Source organism: Phyllobacterium brassicacearum, from assembly GCF_003010955.1.
GTDB classification, from domain to species: domain Bacteria; phylum Pseudomonadota; class Alphaproteobacteria; order Rhizobiales; family Rhizobiaceae; genus Phyllobacterium; species Phyllobacterium brassicacearum.
Window position 1 is genome coordinate 24,331 of the sequence record NZ_PGGO01000009.1, and the last position, 22,157, is coordinate 46,487.

The window sequence follows — 22,157 nt, forward strand, 5'->3', positions numbered from 1 at the left end:
CATGGACGATATCAGCATTAATAACCAGCCGGATGAAGCCTCCGGCCCACTGACGCATTCGCCTGCGCATGCCAATACGCGCAAGGTCTATGTGAAGACCTATGGCTGCCAGATGAATGTCTATGACAGCCAGCGTATGGCCGATAGTCTTGCGGCTGAAGGTTATAGTACAACCGATACGGCAGACGATGCCGATCTCGTGTTGATCAATACCTGTCATATACGTGAGAAGGCTTCAGAGAAGCTCTATTCGGCGCTCGGCCGTTTGCGCAAGATGAAGGACGTCCGTGCGAAGGAGGGCCGCGAGCTGACTGTCGGCGTTGCAGGGTGCGTCGCCCAGGCGGAAGGCGACGAGATTACGCGCCGTGCTCCAGTCGTCGACCTCGTTGTTGGCCCGCAAACCTATCACCGCTTGCCGCAAGCGCTTGCCCGCGTACGCCAGGGCGAACGTGTCGTTGAGACGGAATATGCGATCGAGGACAAGTTCGAGCATCTGCCCGCACCCGGCAAGGAGCAAACGAGGAGCCGAGGCGTAACGGCATTTTTGACAGTACAGGAGGGTTGCGACAAATTCTGCACCTTCTGTGTCGTGCCCTATACACGTGGTTCCGAGGTTTCGCGACCGGTCGCTCAAATCGTGAGGGAAGCCGAGAAGCTGGCCGATGCGGGTGTGCGCGAACTCACTTTGCTTGGTCAGAACGTCAATGCCTGGCATGGCGAAGCTGCCGAAGGGCGCGAGTGGGGTCTGGGCGAGCTGCTGTACCGCCTGGCGGAAATTCCCGGCATCGCCCGTTTGCGTTATGTGACGAGCCATCCGCGGGATATGGATGACACGCTGATCAACGCACATCGTGATCTCGATATGTTGATGCCCTATCTGCACCTGCCGGTTCAGTCGGGCTCAGACCGCATACTCAAGGCGATGAACCGCAAGCACACCGCCGCGGATTATTTGCGTTTGATCGAACGTATTCGCGGCGCTCGCTCGGATATAGCATTGTCAGGTGACTTCATCGTCGGCTTTCCAGGCGAGACCGACGAAGACTTCGAAGCAACAATGCAGGTCGTTCGGGACGTGACCTATGCCGCCGCCTACTCGTTCAAGTACTCTCCACGACCCGGCACTCCTGGTGCCGACATGGACGGCCATGTGGCGGAAGCGGTCAAGGATGACAGGCTGCAGCGTCTGCAGGCTTTGCTTAGCGAACAGCAATATGCGTTCCAGCGCAGCCTCATCGGGAAATCGATGGATGTACTGATTGAAAAAGCTGGGCGAGTGTCAGGGCAGATGGTCGGGCGATCTCCCTGGTTACAACCTGTAATTATAGATGTACACGGCGGTCGAATCGGCGACATTATCAATGTGCGAATCATCGACACCGGGACCAACAGTTTGATTGGCGTTCGTGAGATGAACTCGGCGAGCAATGGGACTATATAGAGGCTGAACACTTTTTTAGGAGAGCCGTTTGAACGCCACCGAAAAGCTGAAACCCGTTCCCTCCGGAGCCTCGGATCTGGCGCATATCGTACTGACTTTTGACAATAACCGCTTGGCGAGTGCGCTATTCGGTCAGTTCGATGAAAATCTTGCCCGTATTGAGCAGAAACTGGGTGTCGACGTTCGCTCGAAGGGTAACCAGCTTGCCATTCGTGGAGAACCTGTTGCGACAGAACAGGCGCGCAGGGCTCTCGATCAACTCTACGAACAATTGCAGAAGGGCCATGATATCTCCGCGTCCGATGTCGATGGTGCGTTGCGCATGGCGATTGCCGCTGATGACCAATTGACGCTCCCCACGATGGAAAACAAGAGCAAGATGGCCGCTGCCCAGATAACAACCCGCAAGAAGACGATCTTTGCCCGCACGCCGACTCAGGACGCCTATATGCGGGCGCTTGATCGTTCGGAGCTCGTGTTCGGCGTAGGACCGGCCGGGACCGGCAAAACCTATCTGGCAGTAGCTCACGCGGCGATGCTTCTGGAGCGGGGTCTTGTGGATCGGATCATCCTTTCACGCCCGGCGGTCGAGGCTGGCGAGCGCCTCGGCTTCCTCCCGGGGGACATGAAGGAGAAGGTCGATCCGTACCTGCGTCCGCTCTATGATGCGCTCTATGACATGATGCCTGCCGACAAGGTGGAACGCGCTATTGCTGCGGGCGTCATTGAAATTGCCCCGCTTGCATTCATGCGCGGTCGTACGCTGGCCCATTCGGCGATCATTCTCGATGAGGCGCAGAATACAACAGCAATGCAGATGAAAATGTTCCTGACACGACTTGGTGAAAACGGACGCATGATCATCACCGGAGATCCAAGCCAGATCGATTTGCCCCCCGGACAGAAATCAGGGCTTGTTGAAGCGCTTCGTATCCTTGATGGCGTCAGCGGTATCGTTACAGTCCGGTTCACGGACGTCGACGTGGTCCGCCATCCACTCGTCGCGGCAATCGTCCGGGCCTATGACAAGGAAGGCGCCAAGTCCTGAACGGCTTGGCGATACGAACTTGATCAACATCGACGTTCTTGTAGAGACGGACGGTTGGGCCGAGGAAACGGCGCTACATGATCTGTCGACACGTGCTATTGCCGCCGCCTGGCAAGAACTGCATGAAGGAGAGCAACCCGAAAGTGAACTCAGCCTCGTCTTCACCGATGATGCCGCGATCAGGGAACTCAACAATGACTGGCGCGACAAGGACAAGCCGACCAATGTCCTGTCATTTCCCGCCTTCAACCTGAAGCCTGGCCAGAAACCGGGCCCCATGCTTGGCGACATTGTCATTGCGCGGGAAACCGTAGCGCGCGAGGCATTGGATGAGCAAAAGCCCTTCGATGATCATTTGACCCATCTTGTTGTCCATGGATTTTTGCATCTTCTCGGCTATGATCATCTGACAGACGCCGAAGCCGAGGAGATGGAGGGCTTGGAGCGCAAAATTCTGGCGCGTATTGCAATTCCGGACCCATATGCGCTATCCGTCATTGACGATCAATCCGATTGAGGACCATGTCTGACACGTCGCACCAGAACGATCCTGCCGCGCCCCCCAAGGGGATAGCGGGGCAGGAGAGTGATGCCGAAGGGCAAAGTATCACCAGAGCGCCCGGCCCCGAAAAGCGCTCGCTTCTTTCCGCAATTTTTCCATTCCTGCGTGCTCGTCCAGGGACCTCCCTGCGAGAGGACCTCGACGCCGCCCTGGCGGAAGGTCGTCATGGGGACACGGCGTTTTCGCCGGAAGAACGCGCCATGCTGCACAACATCCTGCGTCTTCGCGAGCTACGGGTCGAGGACGTCATGATTCCGCGTGCCGATATTGAGGCAGTGGAATTCACCACTACCCTCGGCGACCTGCTTGAGATGTTCGAGAAATCGGGCCACTCACGAATGCCGGTTTTTGCCGAGACCCTTGATGATCCCCGTGGCATGGTGCACATCCGTGATGTGGTCAATCACATCACCAAGATATCCCGCGTCAAAGCTTCCCGCAGATCTGCCCGCACCCCCAAGGCGCCCGTTGCAGCGAAATTTAACCTCGCAAATGTCGATCTTACCAAGACGATCGCAGAACTGAGCTTGATGCGGCCGGTGTTATTCGTGCCGCCATCAATGCTTGCCAATGATCTCATGGGACGCATGCAGGCGCAGCGGATCCAGATTGCGCTGGTAATCGATGAGTACGGCGGAACCGACGGCCTGGTCTCGCTGGAAGATATTGTCGAAATGGTTGTCGGTAACATCGAAGATGAACACGACGACGATGAAGTCATGATCATCGAGGAGCCGGAAGGTGTGTTCATAGCCGACGCCCGCGCCGATCTTGATGAGGTTTCGGACAAGATTGGCGCTGGGTTCGTCGTTGGCGAGCATGGTGAGGATGTCGATACGGTCGGCGGATTGATCTTCTCGATTCTTGGCCGCATCCCTGTGCGCGGCGAAATGGTGCAAGCGGTGCCGGGTTACGAGTTTCATGTGCTGGAAGCAGATCCGCGCCGTATCCGCAAGGTGCGGATCGTTCCATTGCGCCATGCTGAACGCCGCCCGCGCACGGCACGACAAGGCATGGCCGAGGAGCCGGCGGAAACGGACGAATGATTGGCACAAGTCTCACCGTTTAAGACTGAGCAAAAATCAGAAAAGGTGGGGCATGGCATGATCCAGCGTCTGGCCGGGAAGATTATTCTTTTGTCGGGTTGGCGCCGGGCCGGCCTGGCCTTCCTCATGGGGGCGCTGGCAAGTTTCGCGCTCCCTCCCTATGATTTTTTTGCCGTTTGCTTTGTCTCGTTCCCGGTACTCGTCTGGTTGATTGACGGCGCCGTAGACAATGCGGGCCTCGGACCAATTCGCCGATTACTGCCTGCAGCTGCAATCGGCTGGTGGTTCGGTTTCGGTTACTTTGTCTTTGGCCTCTGGTGGATCGGTAACGCTCTGCTCGTTGATGCCGATAATTTCGCCTGGGCGATACCTTTTGCCATCCTAGGCCTCCCTGCGTTCCTCGCATTTTTCTATGCCCTGGCGACCATGCTTGCTCGCCTGCTCTGGAGCGACGGGCTTGGCCGTGTTCTGGCTCTCGCCTTTGGTTTCGGAATCGCCGAGTGGCTGCGTTCCTTTATCCTCACGGGCTTTCCATGGAACGCTATTGGCTACGCTGCCATGCCTGTGCCCGTTCTGATGCAGTCATCTGTCATAGCCGGATTGCTGGCCATGAACGCGTTGGCTGTGATTGTCTTTGCCATGCCCGCCTTGCTCGTGGATCGCCGCGATCTTAAGACAGGGTTGATCCTTGTTCTACTGCTGGCTTCTGCCCATGTCGGTTACGGTGTCTACCGGCTTAATACGGCCGTGGTCGAAGCAAAGGGGCCGCAGGTCCGCATCGTGCAGCCGTCGATCCCGCAAGACCTCAAGTGGGAGGCCAATGCGCGCCGGGGTATCTTCGACAAGTATCTCGCCATGACGAGCGAGGCTACGAAGGACGGCAAACCCAAGCCCCAGGTCATAATCTGGCCGGAAACCTCAGTTCCCTACATCCTGACGAAGGCGCCAGAAGCGCTGAAGAGCATTGCTGACGTCCTCGAGGACGGGCAGGTTTTGCTTGCAGGTGCCATTCGCGTGGAAGAGCCCGGCGGCAGTGGGGATCCGCTCTATTACAATTCAATATTTGCGATCGATAGCAACGGTGAAATTACAGGTGCGGCGGACAAGGTCCATCTGGTTCCGTTCGGTGAGTATTTGCCGCTTGAAAGACTGTTGCGACGATTTGGTGTCAATGAAGTCGTTGAGATGCCGGGCGGATTTACCGCCGCAACAACTAGGCGCTCCCTCCCGGTCATCGATGCGTTCAACGTACTGCCGCTAATTTGTTACGAGGCCATTTTCCCAGCCGAGATGAGTTATCAAGGTGCGCCTTCCGACGCCATCGTCAACGTAACCAATGATGCCTGGTATGGCGACACGCCCGGTCCTTACCAGCATTTCCGCCAGGCGCAGCTACGCGCGGTCGAGCAGGGACTGCCTTTGGTGCGCGCGGCCAATAATGGCCTTTCCGGTGTCATCGATCCTTACGGCCGAATCATCGATGCACTTGCTCTCGACGCTGTTGGGGTAGTCGATGCGACGCTTCCCGGGAAGGTACAGCTACCTTTGGGCGAGGTCGCCCGTCACTATCAATTCTGGGTTGTAATTGGCCTCATCGTGATTGCATCGTTGGCGTATTTTTTGCGCCGAAGAGCGAGGGTTGGTTGACATTTCAGGTGTTGACCTATCGAATAATGCTATATTTGGCCCGTTGATATATTGGTGATAAAATTCATTTTCAGCCCCATTTCATACGAATGAGATTTTCATGTCTGATAATAAAAAGAGACCTAATCCAGTAGACGTGCACGTCGGAGCGCGGATACGATTGCGACGCAACATGATCGGTTTGAGCCAGGAGAAACTTGGTGAAAGCCTTGGAATTACTTTTCAGCAAATCCAGAAATACGAAAAAGGCATGAATCGTGTCGGTGCCAGCCGACTGCAGGCCATTGGCAATATCCTCAATGTGCCGGTTACCTTTTTCTTTGACGATATGCCCGGCCAATCCGATAAGCCAAAAGGATTTGATGAAGAGAGCGAAACCACCTATGTCGTGGGCTTTCTCAACAGCTCCGAGGGTATTCAGCTCGCCCGCGCATTCGCAAAGATCACAGATGCGAAGATCAGGCGGAAAATTCTCGATCTCATTCGCACACTGGGGGACGAGGAAGAATAATCGGCTGATGTGCCCGGCATTGCGATGGGCGCCCCCCCGATTTTGGAAAAAAATTCTCAAAGTCCCGATTGTTTGAAAATGAAAGCAATTGACTGATCCTCTCGTCCTTGGCAAAGACTACGCAGCTCCGCCTGGGCTTTGCCGGGCGGGAGTTCGTTTGCTTTCAAGAGGGGTTCCCCGTGACACGCAGTTCATATCTTTTTACCAGTGAGTCTGTATCGGAAGGTCATCCAGACAAGGTCTGTGACCGCATCTCCGATGAAATCGTTGACATGATCTACAAAGAGGCAAAGAAGACGGGCGTTGATCCGTGGACTGTGCGTATCGCATGTGAAACTCTGGCAACCACCAACCGTGTCGTCATCGCGGGTGAAGTGCGCGTGCCTGACACACTGTTGAAGAAAGACAAGAACGGTGTGGTTGTGAAGGATGCCAAGGGCCATCCGATCATCAATCCCTCGCGCTTCCGTGCGGCCGCGCGCCGTGCCATCCGCGATATCGGATACGAGCAGGACGGCTTCAACTGGAAGACAGCAAAGATTGACGTGCTGTTGCATCCGCAGTCTGCTGACATTGCACAGGGCGTCGACAACGCTGCCGACCGTCAGGGTGAAGAAGGTGCCGGCGACCAGGGCATCATGTTCGGATACGCGTGCCGCGAGACGCCGGATCTCATGCCGGCTCCGATCTACTACTCCCATAAAATTCTGGAACTTCTGGCAGGTGCCCGCCACAAGGGCGAGGGCGATGCCGGCAAGCTCGGGCCGGACGCCAAGAGCCAGGTTACAGTGCGCTACGTGGACGGTGTTGCAGCCGAAGCCACGCAGATCGTGCTTTCGACGCAGCATATGGATGCGAGCTGGGATTCGAAGAAAGTTCGCAACGTTGTCGAGCCGTACATCCGAGAAGCGCTCGGTAATCTGAAGATTGCCGATGACTGCGTTTGGTACATCAATCCGACCGGCAAGTTCGTGATCGGCGGCCCCGACGGCGACGCCGGTCTTACCGGCCGCAAGATCATCGTGGATACATATGGCGGTGCTGCTCCCCATGGCGGCGGTGCATTCTCCGGCAAGGACACGACCAAGGTCGATCGTTCCGCCGCCTACGCCGCACGCTACCTGGCGAAGAATGTGGTTGCAGCCGGTTTTGCCGACCGCTGCACAATCCAGCTTTCTTATGCGATTGGCGTCGCCCAGCCGCTGTCGGTTTACGTTGATCTGCACGGAACCGGAAGCGTGAAAGAGGACGCGGTTGAAGCTGCCCTCCGTAAAGTCATGGACCTTTCGCCTTCAGGCATCCGCAAGCATCTGGACCTCAACAAGCCGATCTACGCCAAGACGTCCGCCTATGGCCATTTTGGCCGCAAGCCCGGCCGTGACGGCTCCTTCTCCTGGGAGAAGACCGATCTGGCAAAGCAGTTGAAGACCGCTCTGGCCGCGTAAGCGGCCCGGGCGTTTATGCCGATGAATGAGCCAAGGCGCGAGCGTTCGACGGAAGCATTCTTCGGCAGACGGAGTGGAAAGACGCTGCGTCCCATGCAGCGTTCTATTCGTGACGAACTATTGCCGCTGCTAAAGCTTGATCTGACCAAACCCGCACCTTCCGACCTCCGCACTCTGTTTTCTGCGGAGGTCGAGGCGGTGCGGATGGAGATCGGCTTTGGCGGCGGCGAACATTTGCTGCATGAAGCGGCGCGTTGCCCGACGTCAGGCTTTATCGGCATCGAACCTTTCATCAACAGCATGGCGAAACTGGTTGTCGATCTGCACGACAATCCCCTGCAGAACATCCGCCTCTACGACGATGACGCGACGCAGGTCCTTGACTGGTTGCCGAAGGCATCGCTGAACGGCATCGACCTGTTTTATCCGGATCCCTGGCCGAAAAAGAAGCATTGGAAGCGCCGATTTGTCAGCCAGAAAAATCTCGACCGCTTTGCCCGGGTTCTGAAGCCCGGGAGCATCTTCCGGTTTGCCTCGGATATCGACACCTATGTGAACTGGACGCTGCAGCACTGCCGCATTCACGATGAATTCGATTGGCAAGTGGCGACTGCCGCCGACTGGCATACGCCCTATGAAGCATGGCCCGGAACGCGTTACGAACAGAAGGCGCATCGCGAAGGCCGGACAGGCGCCTATCTGACGTTTCTGCGCCGTTAGCGCTTCGCACTCATTTCACGTGACAGCTTCCTGACAGTTTTCTAGTATCATTTTAATGGTGAGGAGACCGCTGGGAGGCTGTCAATTATTCTGTCGTCACGCAATGGATTTGTCTTGTTACGAATTCATACTTCCGTTCGTCGGCATCTTCCCGCTTCTTCCGTGACCTAACAAAAACCAATGGCTGACGGCCATAATGGGAGGATTTCCAGAAATGCGTAAGATGTTGCTAGCTTTTGTTGCCGCCGGGGCAATGGTTCTCTCCAGCCAGGCTTTTGCCGCGGACTACAAGATCATGGCTCCTGCGGCGCCTGGCGGTGGCTGGGATCAGACAGCCCGCACGCTCCAGACCGCCCTTCAGGACGAAAAGATCTCGGGCAGTGTCCAGGTTGTCAACGTACCTGGCGCTGGTGGGACGATTGGCCTCGCGCAGTTTGCCAACTCTGCCAAAGGTGATCCATCACAGCTCATCGTCGGCGGTTATGTCATGGTCGGCGCTATTCTGACCAACGCGTCTCCTGTCACGCTGGATCAGGTCACGCCAATTGCGCGCTTGACCGGCGAATACGAAGCACTGGTCGTTCCTGCTGCATCGCCAATCAAGACGATGGCCGATCTCGTTGAGAAGTTGAAGGCTGATCCCGGCGCTGTGTCGTGGGGTGGTGGCTCGGCAGGCGGTACGGACCACATTACAGCTGGTCTGATCGCAAAAGCAGCCGGTGTCGATCCAACGAAGGTCAACTACATTGCCTTCTCCGGTGGTGGTGAAGCGCTGGCCGCCATCCTTGGTGGTCAGGTCACGGTCGGCATTTCCGGGTACGGCGAATTCGAATCACAGATCAAGGCCGGTGCGCTGCGCATCATCGGTATTTCCAGCGATGCCAAGGTACCAGGCATTGATGCACCGACCTTCAAGGAAGGCGGCGTTGATGTTTCGATCCAGAACTGGCGCATGCTCGCCGCTGCTCCCGGCATCACGCCGGAACAGGAAGCTGCAATCGGTGCCGACGTTGAGAAGCTGGTGAAGTCAAAGAGCTGGCAGGACCAGCTGAAGGCCAAGGGCTGGGCCGACACCTATCTCGCTGGCGACGCTTTCAAGGCACAGCTGGCAAAGGACACTGAAGCAACTTCTGCAATCCTGAAAGATATTGGCCTCGTAAAATGACGCAAGAGTCACCGAGTCCCGAAGCGCGCCGCCCTGATCGGGCGGCGCTGGTCATCGCCGCAGTTATTGCGATCCTGGCCGCTGTGATCGTTTACAGTACGGCAACGGCCCAGGGCGGAAGCGCGACCAGAATCGGTCCATCGGCATTTCCCTATGCCATTGCTGGGTGTCTGTTCGTTCTATCGATCTGGACTGCTTTCGAAGCGGTGCGTGGAGACTTCCCCGAGCGCGAGACGCAGGAAATTCAGCCTGTCATCTGGATCATAGGCGGCCTGGCTGCGCAGATGCTGCTTCTGCACATTACTGGCTTTGCAATAGCGACAGGATTGCTGTTCGCTGCAACCGCGCGGGCATTCGGCAAGGGGCCGCTGTGGATGACAATCCCGATCGGCATCGTTCTTTCATTCATCGTCTGGGTCATTTTCGCCAAGGGGTTGCAGTTGACGCTCCCGGCAGGCCCCCTTGAACGCCTCATTTAACGACAGGTCGGGCAATGGATAGTTTCACATTATTGGCAAATGGCTTTGCGGTCGCAATGCAGCCGCTCAATCTGCTTTATGCCTTGGTTGGCGTCACCCTAGGCACGGCCGTTGGCGTCCTTCCGGGCATTGGACCTGCGCTGACGGTCGCATTGCTGCTCCCTGTCACATATAAGCTGGATCCTGCAGGATCGCTCATTATGTTCGCGGGCATCTATTACGGCGGCATGTATGGCGGGTCGACGACGTCGATCCTGCTGAATACGCCCGGCGAGAGCTCGTCGATTGTCACCGCTCTGGAAGGAAACAAGATGGCGCGAGCCGGGCGAGGTGGTCCTGCGCTTGCGACAGCGGCCATCGGGTCTTTCGTTGCCGGTTTGATCGCAACCATGGCGCTTGCGCTGATCGCGCCGACGATCGTTAAATTCGCTCTGTCGTTCGGCCCTGCGGAATATTTCGCATTGATGATTCTCGCCTTCATGACCGTTTCCGCGGCGTTCGGCGATTCCACCCTCCGCGGACTGACGGCGCTGTTCATCGGGCTAGCGCTCGGTCTTGTCGGTATCGATCTGCAAACCGGACAGGCCCGGCTCGCTTTTGGCATTCCGGATTTGCTTGATGGTGTGGAAGTCACGACGCTTGCGGTCGCGCTCTTTGCGATCGGTGAAAGTTTGAGCGTTGCAGCTTCGCATCGTTACGGCCAAGAAAAGATCGAGGCGGTCAAAGGCTCAGTCTGGATGAACCGGGAAGATTGGTCGCGCTCATGGAAGCCTTGGCTGCGCGGAACGTTCATCGGTTTCCCGATAGGTGCAATGCCCGCTGGTGGCGCCGAAATTGGCACCTTCCTGTCCTATTCGGTTGAGAAGCAACTGGCAAAGAAGCCGGAAGAATTTGGTAAAGGCGCTATTGAGGGTGTTGCAGGACCTGAGGCCGCCAACAATGCGTCGGCCGCCGGCACACTCGTCCCGTTGCTGACGCTGGGTCTGCCGACCAGTGCGACCGCCGCTATCATGCTTGCGGGCTTCCAGCAGTTTGGCCTTCAACCAGGCCCGTTGTTGTTTGCCAACAATCCGCAAATCGTCTGGGGTTTGATCGCCAGCCTGCTCGTTGCCAATTTCATGCTGCTGGTACTGAATCTGCCGCTCGTTGGCCTATGGGTGCGGCTGTTGTCGATCCCGCGACATTGGCTCTATGCCGGGATTCTGGTCTTTGCCACGCTCGGGACCATTGGCGCCAATCCGTCCACGTTCGAGCTTGGGATGCTGCTGGCGTTCGGCATACTAGGCTATGTCCTGCGCCGCTTCGGGTACCCGATCGCGCCGGTCGTCGTTGGTTTGATTCTGGGGCCGATGGCGGAGCAACAGCTGCGCAGGGCGCTGGCGATCAGCCAGGGCGATCCCACAGTACTCGTTCATTCACCCATTGCGGTGATTCTGCTGATACTGGCAGTATGCGCCGTTGTTGTGCCGCTCATTATGAGGGCGCGCGGCAAGGGCAAGATTCTGGCAGCACTGGCAGCCAGCGAAGACTGAACGTTGTCAGTCAATCGTCCACCGGAAGGAATTAGTTCCGGTGGATAGAGTTGAACTGAGCCGGGTCGATGCCGAGAGCGCGGAGATCCGAAGCTACCGGCTGATGGCCGATGCGCGTTGCCGATGCTACGGCAACGGCGCTGCCGAACACGTTGAAAAACCGGCCAATCTTGGAGGAAATGTGTCTCTTTGTCATTTTTCTATCCTTTCGCACTGATGTTGCGATGCAGCATAGATAGGAGACGTGACCCAGTAAGTTTAGCTCTGATAGTGCAGGGCAGCCATGCGAAAATGCATGCCGGAATGTTCAATTCGGAAGAGCAGGGCAGAAATTCTTCTCTTAGCTTGAAAACAGCCTGCCGTTTCGGTATATAGAAGTCATATTCTTGGTCGATAGAACAGGAGTGGGTCCAGACCGGTCCCGCTCTTTTTTGTTTCTTAAGGCCGAAACAGGGAAAAAATTTGCGTGACAGACGGCGCTGAAACAGAGCACGGAACTACCTCCGCCACGGAGCTCGAAGAACGGATCATCACTGAAACAGGTGTCGATGCCCGCGTGGCCGGCATTATTGAGCCCGTATTGGAATCGATTGGTTTCCGACTGGTCCGGGTTCGTCTTTCTGGCCTAAACGGACTGACTTTGCAGATCATGACCGAGCGCAACGATGGCACAATGACTGTCGAGGATTGTGAGCTGGTGAGCCGGACGCTGTCGCCGGTGCTTGATGTCGAGGATCCGATCGACCGTCACTACCATCTGGAAGTCTCGTCGCCCGGTATCGATCGTCCGCTGGTTCGCAAATCGGATTTCGCTACCTGGCAAGGCCACATCGTCAAGATCGATACGTCTGCCGTCCTAGAAGGGCGAAAGAAGTTTCGCGGCCGCATCGCCAGTGTTTCTGCCGACGCCGTTACGGTCGAAAGCGACCAGGCAAGCTATGGCGACAAACCCGTCGTAGAAGTTCCCTTCGAGATGATCTCGGACGCGCGTCTTATTTTGACGGATGATCTCATCCGCGATGCGTTGCGCCGCGACAAGGATTTGCGCGAAGGCCGGATACCCGAAGACGGTGCGGGCTCGGCAGACGAGGCAGGCGCCTCTCAGGAAAAAACAGATCAGGATTGATATTTCATACGCCCGCAGGAGAAGCGGGGCGGTGAACCCAAGGAGAAGAACATGGCAGTCAGTGCAAACAGGCTAGAACTTCTGCAGATCGCTGATGCGGTCGCACGCGAGAAGTCGATTGACCGCGAGATCGTTATTGCGGCGATGGCCGATGCCATTCAGAAGGCCGCACGCTCGCGTTATGGGCAGGAAACCAATATCCGTGCCGATATCAACGCCAAGACCGGTGAGATCAAGCTTCAGCGCCTGCTTGAGGTGGTCGAAGATGTAGAGGATCCGGTTACCCAGATCAGCATGGAAGCGGCGCGCGACCGCAATCCCGATGCGCAGCCCGGCGATTTCCTCGCCGACCAGCTGCCGCCGATGGATTTCGGCCGAATCGCTGCCCAGTCCGCCAAGCAGGTCATCGTGCAGAAGGTGCGCGAAGCGGAGCGCGACCGTCAGTATGACGAATACAAGGATCGGGTCGGTGAGATCATCAACGGCAGCGTCAAGCGCGTCGAATATGGCAATGTGATCGTCGATCTCGGCCGTGGCGAAGCCATTGTCCGCCGCGACGAGCTGATCCCGCGCGAAACCTTCCGCTACGGTGATCGCGTCCGTGCGTATGTCTACGACGTGCGCCGCGAACAGCGTGGCCCGCAGATTTTCCTGAGCCGTACGCATCCACAGTTCATGGCAAAGCTCTTCACGATGGAAGTGCCGGAAATTTATGACGGCATCATCGAGATCAAGTCGGTTGCGCGCGATCCGGGCTCTCGCGCCAAGATTGCCGTTATTTCGCGCGACTCGTCGATTGACCCCGTCGGCGCTTGTGTCGGTATGCGCGGTTCGCGCGTACAGGCGGTTGTCGGTGAGCTTCAAGGTGAAAAGATCGACATCATTCCATGGTCGCCGGAACCGGCTTCGTTCATTGTGAATGCGCTGCAGCCGGCCGAAGTTGCCAAGGTTGTTCTCGACGAAGACGCTGAACGTATTGAAGTTGTGGTCCCGGATGACCAACTATCACTTGCGATCGGTCGTCGCGGCCAGAATGTCCGTCTGGCTTCGCAGTTGACCGGCTGGGATATCGACATCCTCACCGAGCAGGAAGAATCCGAACGTCGCCAGAAGGAATTCGTCGAACGCTCGAACCTGTTCATGGAAGCACTCGATGTCGATGAGATGGTCGGTCAGGTTCTCGCCTCGGAAGGTTTCGCCAGCGTCGAGGAAATCGCCTACGTGGATAGCGATGATATTTCGTCGATCGATGGTTTCGATGAGGAAACCGCGACCGAAATCCAGCAGCGTGCTCAGGAATATTTGGGTCGTATCGAGGAAGAACGGGACGCCCGCCGCAAGGAACTTGGTGTTTCCGATGAACTCCGCGACCTGCCAGGCATGACGAACGCAATCCTCGTTGCTGTCGGTGAAGATGGCGTCAAAACCGTCGAAGATTTCGCCGGATATGCAGTGGATGAATTGACCGGCTGGCGCGAACGCAAGGATGGTGAGACAATCAACTATCCCGGCATCCTGTCGCAGTTTGATGTCAGCCGCGCTGACGCAGAGCAGATGGTTCTTGCAGCTCGCCTCAAGGTCGGATGGATCACGGAAGACGATCTTGCCGCCGAAGAGCCTGAAGCAGAAGTCGATCAGGAGGTCGCTGGCTAACAGCGGACGTTGAGCGTGGAACCGGAAATGAACGACAGGACGTGCATTGTCACGCGGACAAGCGGTTCTGTCGATGACATGATCCGGTTCGTCGCCGGCCCGGACGGAACGGTTGTGCCGGATTTCAAGCGCAATCTCCCTGGCCGCGGCTGTTGGGTGAAAGCCCAGAGACGCCATGTGGATGAAGCGGTCAAGCGAAAGCTCTTTCCGCGCGCCTTGAAAAACAGCGTCACTGTTCCTGATAATTTCGGGCTGACAGTGGACCAGATGCTGGCAAAATCGGCGCTTGGCAGTTTTGGGTTGGCGCGCAAGGCCGGTGTTGTGGTAACAGGGGCCGCAAAAGTGGACGCTGCCATCCGCAACGGTACTGCCGCTCTGGTCCTTCATGCGTTTGAAGCGGCAGAAGACGGTGTACGAAAACTTGACCAGGCCCGCCGTTCGGTTGTTTATGCGGGCGGACCGGAAATACCCGCCCTTTCATTGTTCGAAAGCAGTGAAATGGATTTGGCATTGGGTGGGGTAAATGTGATACATGCTGCCGTACTCAAGGGAACGGCAGCTGCCGGGTTCGTCAAGCGAGCCTGGCTGCTACAGCATTTTCGCGATGGCCGTGACGATCAGGCCGACGCTAAAGCGGCAGCTGCCGCGAAGGAAACGGAAACGGAATGAGCGATACAAAATCGACAGACGACAAGACGCTTGGCGTCAACAAGAAAACCCTGACCCTGAAGCGGCCCGGTGTTGAGCAGAGCACGGTGCGCCAGAATTTCAGCCACGGGCGTACGAAGTCTGTTGTCGTTGAAACCAAGAAGCGCAAGTTTAGCCTTCCGGATCACAAACCGGAGGTCGCGCCTCCCGCTGCGCCCGCTCCGGCTCCCGCGCAAGTGGCGGCGCCTGCGCCAACGGCTCCGGTACGCCCGGCACCGCAGCCTGCTGCAACGCAGGTAAGCCCTGCCGCAGCACCCCGTCCGGCAGCAACATCCGCAACTGCGCCAGCTGCACAGCCAAGCGCGCGCCCTGCGGCACCGGCCCAGCAGCAGCGTCCTGCACAGCAGCCCTATCGCCCGGCCGGCCAGCGTCCGAATGATCGTTCCGGCATGGTCCTGAATACACTGTCGACCGCCGAACTCGAAGCACGCCGCAAGGCGCTCGAGGGCTCAAAGGCCCGTGACGCCGAGGACCGCGCCAAGGCCGCTGTTGAAGCAGTGCGCCGTGCGGAAGAAGAAGCGCTGCGCGCGAAGGAGCGTGAAGAGTCCGCCCGCCGTCAGGCCGAGGAAGAAGAGCGCATTCGCAAGGAAGCCGAGGCGAAACTGCGTGCGGAAGAAGAGTCCCGCAAGCGCCAGCCCGAATTGAAGACAGCCGACGACGCGGCCGCATTGAAGGCACCGGTCCGCAAGCCAAACCTGGCGGAAGAAGACGAGGATCGTCGTGGTCCTGTCGGAGCACGTCGTGGTAGCAGTGCAGCACCAGCCAAGCCGGAAGTTCGCGCACCCAAGGTCGTCAAGGGCGAGGATGAACGCCGCCGTGGCAAGCTGACATTGGGCTCGGCGCTCAATGATGAAGGCCGCAGCCGTTCGCTTTCGGCCATGCGTCGCCGCCAGGAGAAGTTCAAGCGCGGTATGCAGCAGGAAAGCCGCGAGAAAATCGCTCGTGAAGTCATTCTGCCCGAAACGATCACCATACAGGAGCTCGCTCAGCGTATGGCCGAGCGTTCGGTCGACGTCATCAAGTTCCTGATGAAGGAAGGCCAGATGATGAAGCCCGGCGATCTTATCGACGCCGATACGGCTCAGCTCATCGCGGAAGAATTCGGCCACACGGTGCGCCGGGTCGCGGAGTCCGACGTTGAAGAGGGTATTTTCAACGTGCAGGACGATGAGACTGCGTTCGAATCGCGTCCGCCGGTCGTTACCATCATGGGTCACGTCGATCATGGCAAGACTTCGCTGCTCGACGCCATCCGCCAGGCCAATGTCGTTTCCGGCGAGGCTGGTGGTATCACCCAGCATATCGGTGCCTATCAGGTCGAACAGAACGGCCAGAAGATCACCTTCATTGATACGCCTGGCCACGCTGCCTTTACGGCTATGCGTGCCCGCGGCGCGCAGGCAACGGATATCGCCATTCTCGTTGTCGCGGCGGATGACAGTGTCATGCCGCAGACAATCGAATCGATCAACCATGCGAAGGCGGCAGGCGTTCCGATCATCGTAGCCATCAACAAGATCGACAAGCCTTCCGCTGACGCGCAGAAGGTGCGCAACGGTCTTCTGCAGCACGAAGTCTTCGTGGAATCGATGGGCGGTGAAACGCTCGATGTTGAAGTTTCGGCGAAGACCGGTGTTGGCCTCGACAAACTGCTTGAAGCCATCCTGCTGCAGGCTGAAATTCTCGACCTGAAGGCTGATCCGACGCGTACGGCCGAAGGTGTCGTCATCGAAGCCAAGCTGGAGCGTGGTCGCGGTTCTGTTGCCACTGTACTGGTTCAGAAGGGCACGTTGCATCCAGGCGACATCATCGTCGCTGGCAGCGAATGGGGCCGTGTCCGTGCCCTGGTCAATGACCGCGGTGAGAACATGAAGGAAGCTGGACCGGCGACGCCGGTTGAGGTTCTGGGTCTCCAGGGGCCGCCGCAGGCCGGCGATCGCTTCGCTGTGGTCGAAAACGAAGCAAAGGCGCGCGAGATTTCCGAGTATCGCACGCGTCTTGCTCGTGAAAAGGCAGTGGCCAAGCAGGCCGGTTCGCGTGGCTCGCTCGAGCAGATGATGAGCCAGCTGCAGGTAACAGGCCTGAAGGAATTCCCGCTGCTCATCAAGGGTGACGTGCAGGGTTCGATCGAAGCCATTGCGGGCGCGCTCGATAAGCTCGGTACCGACGAAGTGCGTGCACGCATCATCCATTCGGGTGCTGGCGGCATCACCGAGAGCGATATCGCGCTTGCTGAAGCTTCCAATGCTGCGATCATCGGGTTCAACGTTCGTGCCAACAAGCAGGCGCGTGACCTTGCCGAGCGTGAAGGCATCGAAATCCGCTACTACAACATCATCTACGATCTCGTGGACGATGTGAAAGCAGCCATGTCGGGCCTTCTGTCGCCGGAACGCCGCGAAACCTTCCTTGGCAATGCGGAGATTCTGGAAGTCTTCAATATCACCAAGGTCGGCAAAGTCGCCGGTTGCCGGGTTACGGAAGGCAAGGTCGAGCGCGGTGCGGGCGTACGCCTTATCCGTGACAACGTTGTCATCCACGAAGGCAAGCTCAAGACGCTCAAGCGCTTCAAGGACGAAGTCTCGGAAGTGCCGGCTGGCCAGGAATGCGGTATGGCGTTCGAGAACTACGACGATATTCGCGCAGGCGATACGATCGAAGCTTTCCGCGTCGAGCATGTGACCCGCACGCTCTAAGCAGCTGCGTCTCAATCTTTAATGGCAGATCGCCGGGTTAAACCGGCGATCTCTCTTATATTTGGATATGACAATAATGGCTCGTTTTGCTTCCACCGGCCCCACCCAACGCCAGTTGCGCGTCAGCGAGCAGGTGCGTCACGCGGTATCCCAGGTGCTTCAGCGCGGAGATGTTCGCGATGATACGCTGGAAAACGCTGTCATTGCCATTTCGGAAGTGCGCATGTCGCCAGACCTGAAGATTGCCACCTGTTTTGTTTCGCCGATCGGAGCAACCGACAGCGACGGCGTTATCGGTGCCCTGAACAAGAATTCAAAATTCATTCGCGGCCGCGCCGCCACCTATCTCAAGCAGATGAAATATATGCCGGAATTCCGTTTCCGCATCGATACGAGCTTCGACAATTATGCCAAGATCGATGCACTCCTGCGCAAGCCGGAAGTCACGCGCGATCTTGCCGATGACGACGAAGATGATGGCGGCGACCCGAATCCGGGTGATGTTCCCGGCCACGACGGTAATGACTGATGGCAAGGCAGCGGAAGAGAAAGGGCCGCCCGGTCTCGGGTTGGCTGATTTTTGACAAGCCGAAGGGCATGGGGTCGACGGAAGCCGTTTCCAAGATCAAGTGGCTGTTCAAGGCGGAAAAAGCAGGCCATGCCGGTACGCTTGATCCTCTGGCTTCGGGCATGCTGCCGATTGCACTCGGCGAAGCGACCAAGACTGTTCCCTACGTTATGGATGGAACCAAGATTTATCGCTTCACTGTCACCTGGGGTGCTGAACGCACAACCGACGATCTTGAAGGCGAGGTGACCGTCATCTCTGACAACCGCCCGGATGAGGCCGCAATCAGGGCGTTGCTGCCGAAATATACCGGCGTCATTGCGCAGATCCCTCCCAAATTCTCGGCAATCAAGATCGCTGGCGAACGCGCCTATGATCTGGCGCGCGGGGGTGAAGAGATCGAAATACCCGCCCGGGAAGTCGAGATCGACCGTTTGGACCTGATCGAATGCACCGATGCTTCGACCGCAACCTTTGAAGTCGAATGCGGCAAGGGCACCTACGTGCGCTCTCTCGCTCGCGATATGGGACGCGATCTTGGCTGTTACGGTCACATTTCCGATCTGCGCCGTATTGAGGTTGCCCCCTTCGACGAGTCCGATTTTGTGACGCTCGCGGAGCTAGAAGCGGTGCATCCGCCAGTTCCAACTGAGGAGACAAGCGATGATCGCTCCTATGAGCGGCTGGCCGAACGCTTCTCGGTTATGGACGCTTTCCTGATCGATACGGGTGCTGCGCTCGAGAGCCTTCCGCAGGTGCCGGTCTCCGATGACCAGGCCCATCGCATTCGCATGGGCAACCCGGTGATCCTGCGCGGACGCGACGCTCCTGTCGAAGCGGACGAAGCCTGTGTGACAAGCAAGGGCAAGCTCCTGGCGATCGGTTTCATCGAGCAAGGTCAGTTCAAGCCAAAGCGAGTGTTTACGGCGTAGAACGGCCTGAATCATTTGCGGCTGGTAATTTGTCACATTTTCGACTATACGGCCCGCAGCGACAAGCTTTTGCTATCGCTTTAACCGGCCCCCGCTGGACGACATCCCGGCCGTGGGCATCCTGTTTTCCTCTTCAAAAGAAAGGATATACGATGTCGATAACCGCTGAACGCAAGCAGGCAGTGATCTCTGAATATGCAACCAAGCCAGGCGATACCGGTTCTCCGGAAGTCCAGGTTGCCGTTCTGACAGAGCGTATTGTCAACCTGACCGAGCACTTCAAGGACCACAAGAAGGACAATCATTCCCGTCGTGGTCTTCTCAAGCTCGTCTCGACGCGCCGCAGCCTTCTTGACTATCTCAAGAAAGTTGACCAGGGCCGCTACCAGACGCTGATCGAAAAGCTCGGCCTGCGCCGCTAACAGATTGGACCGGCGGATGCGTTATCCACGCTCCGCCGGTTTATTTCATCTCCATAGGAGGCGGTCATTTCGAATGAAATGACAGGGAAACTTCGATGGGGATGAGTACTACCATGAGGCAGATCATGGGGCAGGATTGCAGGCAACTCGGGAGGGCGAGTTGCACGTTGTCTTGCCCGTGATTGGTCTAAACGAAACGGGAGAGATGCTGCTATCCAAAGGGATGCGCGTTTTTTCCCATTGAAGGACAAGACATGTTTAATCAACACAAAGTTGAAATCGAATGGGGCGGACGTCCGCTCATTCTCGAAACCGGCAAGATCGCCCGTCAGGCTGACGGTGCCGTTCTCGCCACCTACGGCGAGACCGTTGTGCTTGCTACCGTCGTTTCCGCCAAGGAACCGAAGCCGGGTCAGGACTTTTTCCCGCTGACCGTCAACTACCAGGAAAAGACCTATGCCGCCGGCAAAATTCCAGGTGGCTATTTCAAGCGCGAAGGTCGCCCGAGCGAAAACGAAACATTGGTTTCGCGCCTGATCGACCGCCCGATTCGCCCGCTCTTCGCTGACGGCTACAAGAACGACACCCAGGTTGTCATCACGGTCATCCAGCATGATCTCGAAAACAATCCCGATATCGTTTCGATGATTGGCGCTTCGGCTGCCCTGACGCTCTCCGGCGTTCCTTTCATGGGCCCGATTGGCGGCGCTCGCGTCGGTTATATCGGCGGTGATTACAAGCTCAACCCAACCATCGACGAAATGGTTGAATCGAGCCTCGACCTCGTTGTCGCCGGTACAGGCGATGCCGTTCTCATGGTTGAATCGGAAGCCAAGGAATTGGCCGAAGACGTCATGCTCGGCGCCGTCATGTTCGGCCACAAGGGCTTCCAGCCGGTTCTCGAGGCGATCATCAAGCTCGCCGAGGTTGCTGCCAAGGAGCCACGCGACTTCGCTACAGACGATCTTTCGGCGGTCGAAGCAGCCGTTCTTAAGGTTGCCGAAGCTGATTTGCGCGAAGCCTACAAGATCACCGACAAGCAGCAGCGTTACGCTGCCGTCGATGCTGCCAAGGCCAAGGTCAAGGCGCATTTCTTCCCGGAAGGTGTTGAAGAGCCTGAGTTTTCCGCTGAAGAAGTCGCTACCGTATTCAAGTCGGTTCAGGCGAAGATCGTTCGCTGGAACATTCTCGACACCGGCAGCCGTATCGATGGCCGTGATCTGAAGACGGTTCGTCCGATCGTTTCGGAAGTCGGTCTCCTGCCGCGCACCCATGGTTCTGCCCTGTTCACCCGCGGTGAAACACAGGCCATCGTGGTTGCCACGCTCGGAACCGGCGAAGACGAACAGTATGTCGACTCGCTGACCGGCATGTACAAAGAAACCTTCATGCTTCACTACAATTTCCCGCCCTATTCGGTCGGTGAAACAGGACGCATGGGTTCTCCTGGCCGCCGCGAAATCGGTCACGGCAAGCTCGCTTGGCGCGCCATCCACCCGGTTCTGCCTGCCAAGGAACAGTTCCCTTACACGCTCCGTACGGTCTCCGAGATCACCGAATCCAATGGTTCGTCCTCGATGGCCACCGTTTGCGGCACGTCGCTGGCACTGATGGATGCCGGTGTTCCGTTGCTCCGTCCGGTTGCCGGTATCGCCATGGGCCTGATCCTCGAAGGCGAAAAGTTCGCTGTTCTCTCCGACATCCTCGGTGACGAAGATCATCTCGGCGACATGGATTTCAAGGTGGCTGGTACTGATGGCGGTATTACCGCGCTGCAGATGGACATCAAGATCGACGGCATCACCGAAGAGATCATGAAGGTCGCTCTGGCTCAGGCCAAGGACGGCCGTCTGCACATCCTCGGCGAAATGGCGAAGGCCATTACCGAAGGCCGTTCGGAACTTGGCGAATTTGCACCACGCATCGAAGTCATGAACATTCCGACCGACAAGATCCGTGACGTCATCGGTTCTGGCGGCAAGGTCATTCGCGAAATCGTTGAAAAGACGGGTGCGAAGATCAACATAGAGGACGATGGCACGGTCAAGATCGCTTCTTCCTCGGCCAAGGAAATCGAAGCCGCACGCAAGTGGATCCACTCCATTGTTGCCGAGCCGGAAGTCGGCGAGATCTACGAAGGCACGGTCGTCAAGACCGCAGACTTCGGCGCATTCGTCAATTTCTTCGGCCCACGCGATGGTCTCGTCCATATCTCGCAGCTCGCTTCGGAGCGCGTTGCCAAGACCTCCGACGTGGTCAAGGAAGGCCAGAAGGTCTGGGTCAAGCTGATGGGCTTCGACGAACGCGGCAAGGTTCGCCTATCGATGAAAGTCGTCAATCAGGAAACCGGCAAGGAAATCGTTCAGGAAAAGAAGCCGGCCGAAGAAGACGCAGAGTAAACTTCTGACCTCTAGATGATCGAAGCGCGCCCGGATTCTTGTCTGGGCGCGCTTTTT

At 57.4% G+C, this 22,157-nt stretch carries 20 protein-coding genes; 19 read left to right on the forward strand and 1 reads right to left on the reverse strand.

Annotated elements, in window-relative coordinates:
• The first annotated feature begins 1 nt into the window (after position 1).
• From miaB to CU102_RS13435, 11 genes are all read left to right on the forward strand, one after another.
• Positions 2-1,441 (forward strand): tRNA (N6-isopentenyl adenosine(37)-C2)-methylthiotransferase MiaB, encoded by a 1,440-nt coding sequence (gene miaB, locus CU102_RS13385; RefSeq protein WP_106711613.1) that lies wholly within the window; start codon positions 2-4, stop codon positions 1,439-1,441.
• A 28-nt stretch (positions 1,442-1,469) separates the two neighbouring features.
• The gene (locus CU102_RS13390) at positions 1,470-2,489 is read left to right on the forward strand and encodes a PhoH family protein (protein ID WP_245425327.1); all 1,020 of its coding nucleotides are present in this window, start codon (positions 1,470-1,472) and stop codon (positions 2,487-2,489) included.
• Complete coding sequence (ybeY, locus tag CU102_RS13395; RefSeq protein WP_106711614.1) at positions 2,464-3,006, forward strand: rRNA maturation RNase YbeY; 543 nt, start codon at positions 2,464-2,466, stop codon at positions 3,004-3,006. Before CU102_RS13390 ends, ybeY begins: the two co-directional genes overlap by 26 nt.
• A gap of 5 nt (positions 3,007-3,011) precedes the next feature.
• Positions 3,012-4,097, forward strand: coding sequence for a hemolysin family protein (locus CU102_RS13400; RefSeq protein WP_106711615.1), 1,086 nt, complete (start codon positions 3,012-3,014; stop codon positions 4,095-4,097).
• 57 nt (positions 4,098-4,154) lie between these two features.
• Entirely contained in the window at positions 4,155-5,744 is a 1,590-nt protein-coding gene (gene lnt, locus CU102_RS13405; RefSeq protein ID WP_106711616.1) for an apolipoprotein N-acyltransferase, read from the forward strand.
• A gap of 100 nt (positions 5,745-5,844) precedes the next feature.
• Entirely contained in the window at positions 5,845-6,255 is a 411-nt protein-coding gene (locus CU102_RS13410) for a helix-turn-helix domain-containing protein (RefSeq protein ID WP_106711617.1), read from the forward strand.
• Positions 6,256-6,434: 179 nt separating this feature from the next.
• On the forward strand, positions 6,435-7,700 hold the full coding sequence (gene metK, locus CU102_RS13415; protein ID WP_106711764.1) for a methionine adenosyltransferase: 1,266 nt from the start codon (positions 6,435-6,437) through the stop codon (positions 7,698-7,700).
• A gap of 21 nt (positions 7,701-7,721) precedes the next feature.
• Positions 7,722-8,420, forward strand: a complete 699-nt coding sequence (trmB, locus tag CU102_RS13420; protein ID WP_106711765.1) for a tRNA (guanine(46)-N(7))-methyltransferase TrmB — start codon at positions 7,722-7,724, stop codon at positions 8,418-8,420.
• A 214-nt stretch (positions 8,421-8,634) separates the two neighbouring features.
• Positions 8,635-9,585, forward strand: a complete 951-nt coding sequence (locus CU102_RS13425; RefSeq protein ID WP_106711618.1) for a Bug family tripartite tricarboxylate transporter substrate binding protein — start codon at positions 8,635-8,637, stop codon at positions 9,583-9,585.
• A complete protein-coding gene (locus CU102_RS13430) occupies positions 9,582-10,064 on the forward strand; it encodes a tripartite tricarboxylate transporter TctB family protein (protein WP_106711619.1) in 483 nt (160 codons plus the stop codon). Before CU102_RS13425 ends, CU102_RS13430 begins: the two co-directional genes overlap by 4 nt.
• Before the next feature lie 14 nt (positions 10,065-10,078).
• Entirely contained in the window at positions 10,079-11,596 is a 1,518-nt protein-coding gene (locus CU102_RS13435) for a tripartite tricarboxylate transporter permease (protein WP_106711620.1), read from the forward strand.
• Between the two features lie 31 nt (positions 11,597-11,627).
• Here CU102_RS13435 and CU102_RS29865 read toward each other — a convergent pair whose 3' ends face one another.
• Complete coding sequence (locus CU102_RS29865) at positions 11,628-11,792, reverse strand: hypothetical protein (protein ID WP_166648410.1); 165 nt, start codon at positions 11,790-11,792, stop codon at positions 11,628-11,630.
• Positions 11,793-12,062: 270 nt separating this feature from the next.
• On the opposite strand from CU102_RS29865, the gene rimP reads away from it, so the two are divergent.
• The 8 genes from rimP (at position 12,063) to pnp (ending at position 22,100) form a co-directional block, all read left to right on the forward strand.
• Entirely contained in the window at positions 12,063-12,722 is a 660-nt protein-coding gene (rimP, locus tag CU102_RS13440; RefSeq protein ID WP_106711621.1) for a ribosome maturation factor RimP, read from the forward strand.
• 51 nt (positions 12,723-12,773) lie between these two features.
• Positions 12,774-14,375, forward strand: coding sequence for a transcription termination factor NusA (gene nusA, locus CU102_RS13445; RefSeq protein ID WP_106711622.1), 1,602 nt, complete (start codon positions 12,774-12,776; stop codon positions 14,373-14,375).
• Positions 14,376-14,402: 27 nt separating this feature from the next.
• Positions 14,403-15,044 (forward strand): RNA-binding protein, encoded by a 642-nt coding sequence (locus CU102_RS13450; protein WP_106711623.1) that lies wholly within the window; start codon positions 14,403-14,405, stop codon positions 15,042-15,044.
• Positions 15,041-17,779 carry a translation initiation factor IF-2 gene (infB, locus tag CU102_RS13455; RefSeq protein WP_106711624.1) on the forward strand — a complete coding sequence of 913 codons (2,739 nt, stop codon included), beginning with the start codon at positions 15,041-15,043 and terminating at the stop codon, positions 17,777-17,779. Before CU102_RS13450 ends, infB begins: the two co-directional genes overlap by 4 nt.
• A 76-nt stretch (positions 17,780-17,855) precedes the next feature.
• Positions 17,856-18,308 (forward strand): 30S ribosome-binding factor RbfA, encoded by a 453-nt coding sequence (gene rbfA / locus CU102_RS13460; protein ID WP_106711625.1) that lies wholly within the window; start codon positions 17,856-17,858, stop codon positions 18,306-18,308.
• Positions 18,308-19,279 carry a tRNA pseudouridine(55) synthase TruB gene (gene truB, locus CU102_RS13465; protein ID WP_106711626.1) on the forward strand — a complete coding sequence of 324 codons (972 nt, stop codon included), beginning with the start codon at positions 18,308-18,310 and terminating at the stop codon, positions 19,277-19,279. The genes rbfA and truB overlap by 1 nt, the downstream gene beginning before the upstream one ends.
• A 74-nt stretch (positions 19,280-19,353) precedes the next feature.
• On the forward strand, positions 19,354-19,701 hold the full coding sequence (gene rpsO, locus CU102_RS13470) for a 30S ribosomal protein S15 (protein ID WP_106667512.1): 348 nt from the start codon (positions 19,354-19,356) through the stop codon (positions 19,699-19,701).
• A gap of 254 nt (positions 19,702-19,955) precedes the next feature.
• Positions 19,956-22,100 (forward strand): polyribonucleotide nucleotidyltransferase, encoded by a 2,145-nt coding sequence (pnp, locus tag CU102_RS13475; protein ID WP_106711627.1) that lies wholly within the window; start codon positions 19,956-19,958, stop codon positions 22,098-22,100.
• The last annotated feature ends 57 nt before the right edge of the window (positions 22,101-22,157 follow it).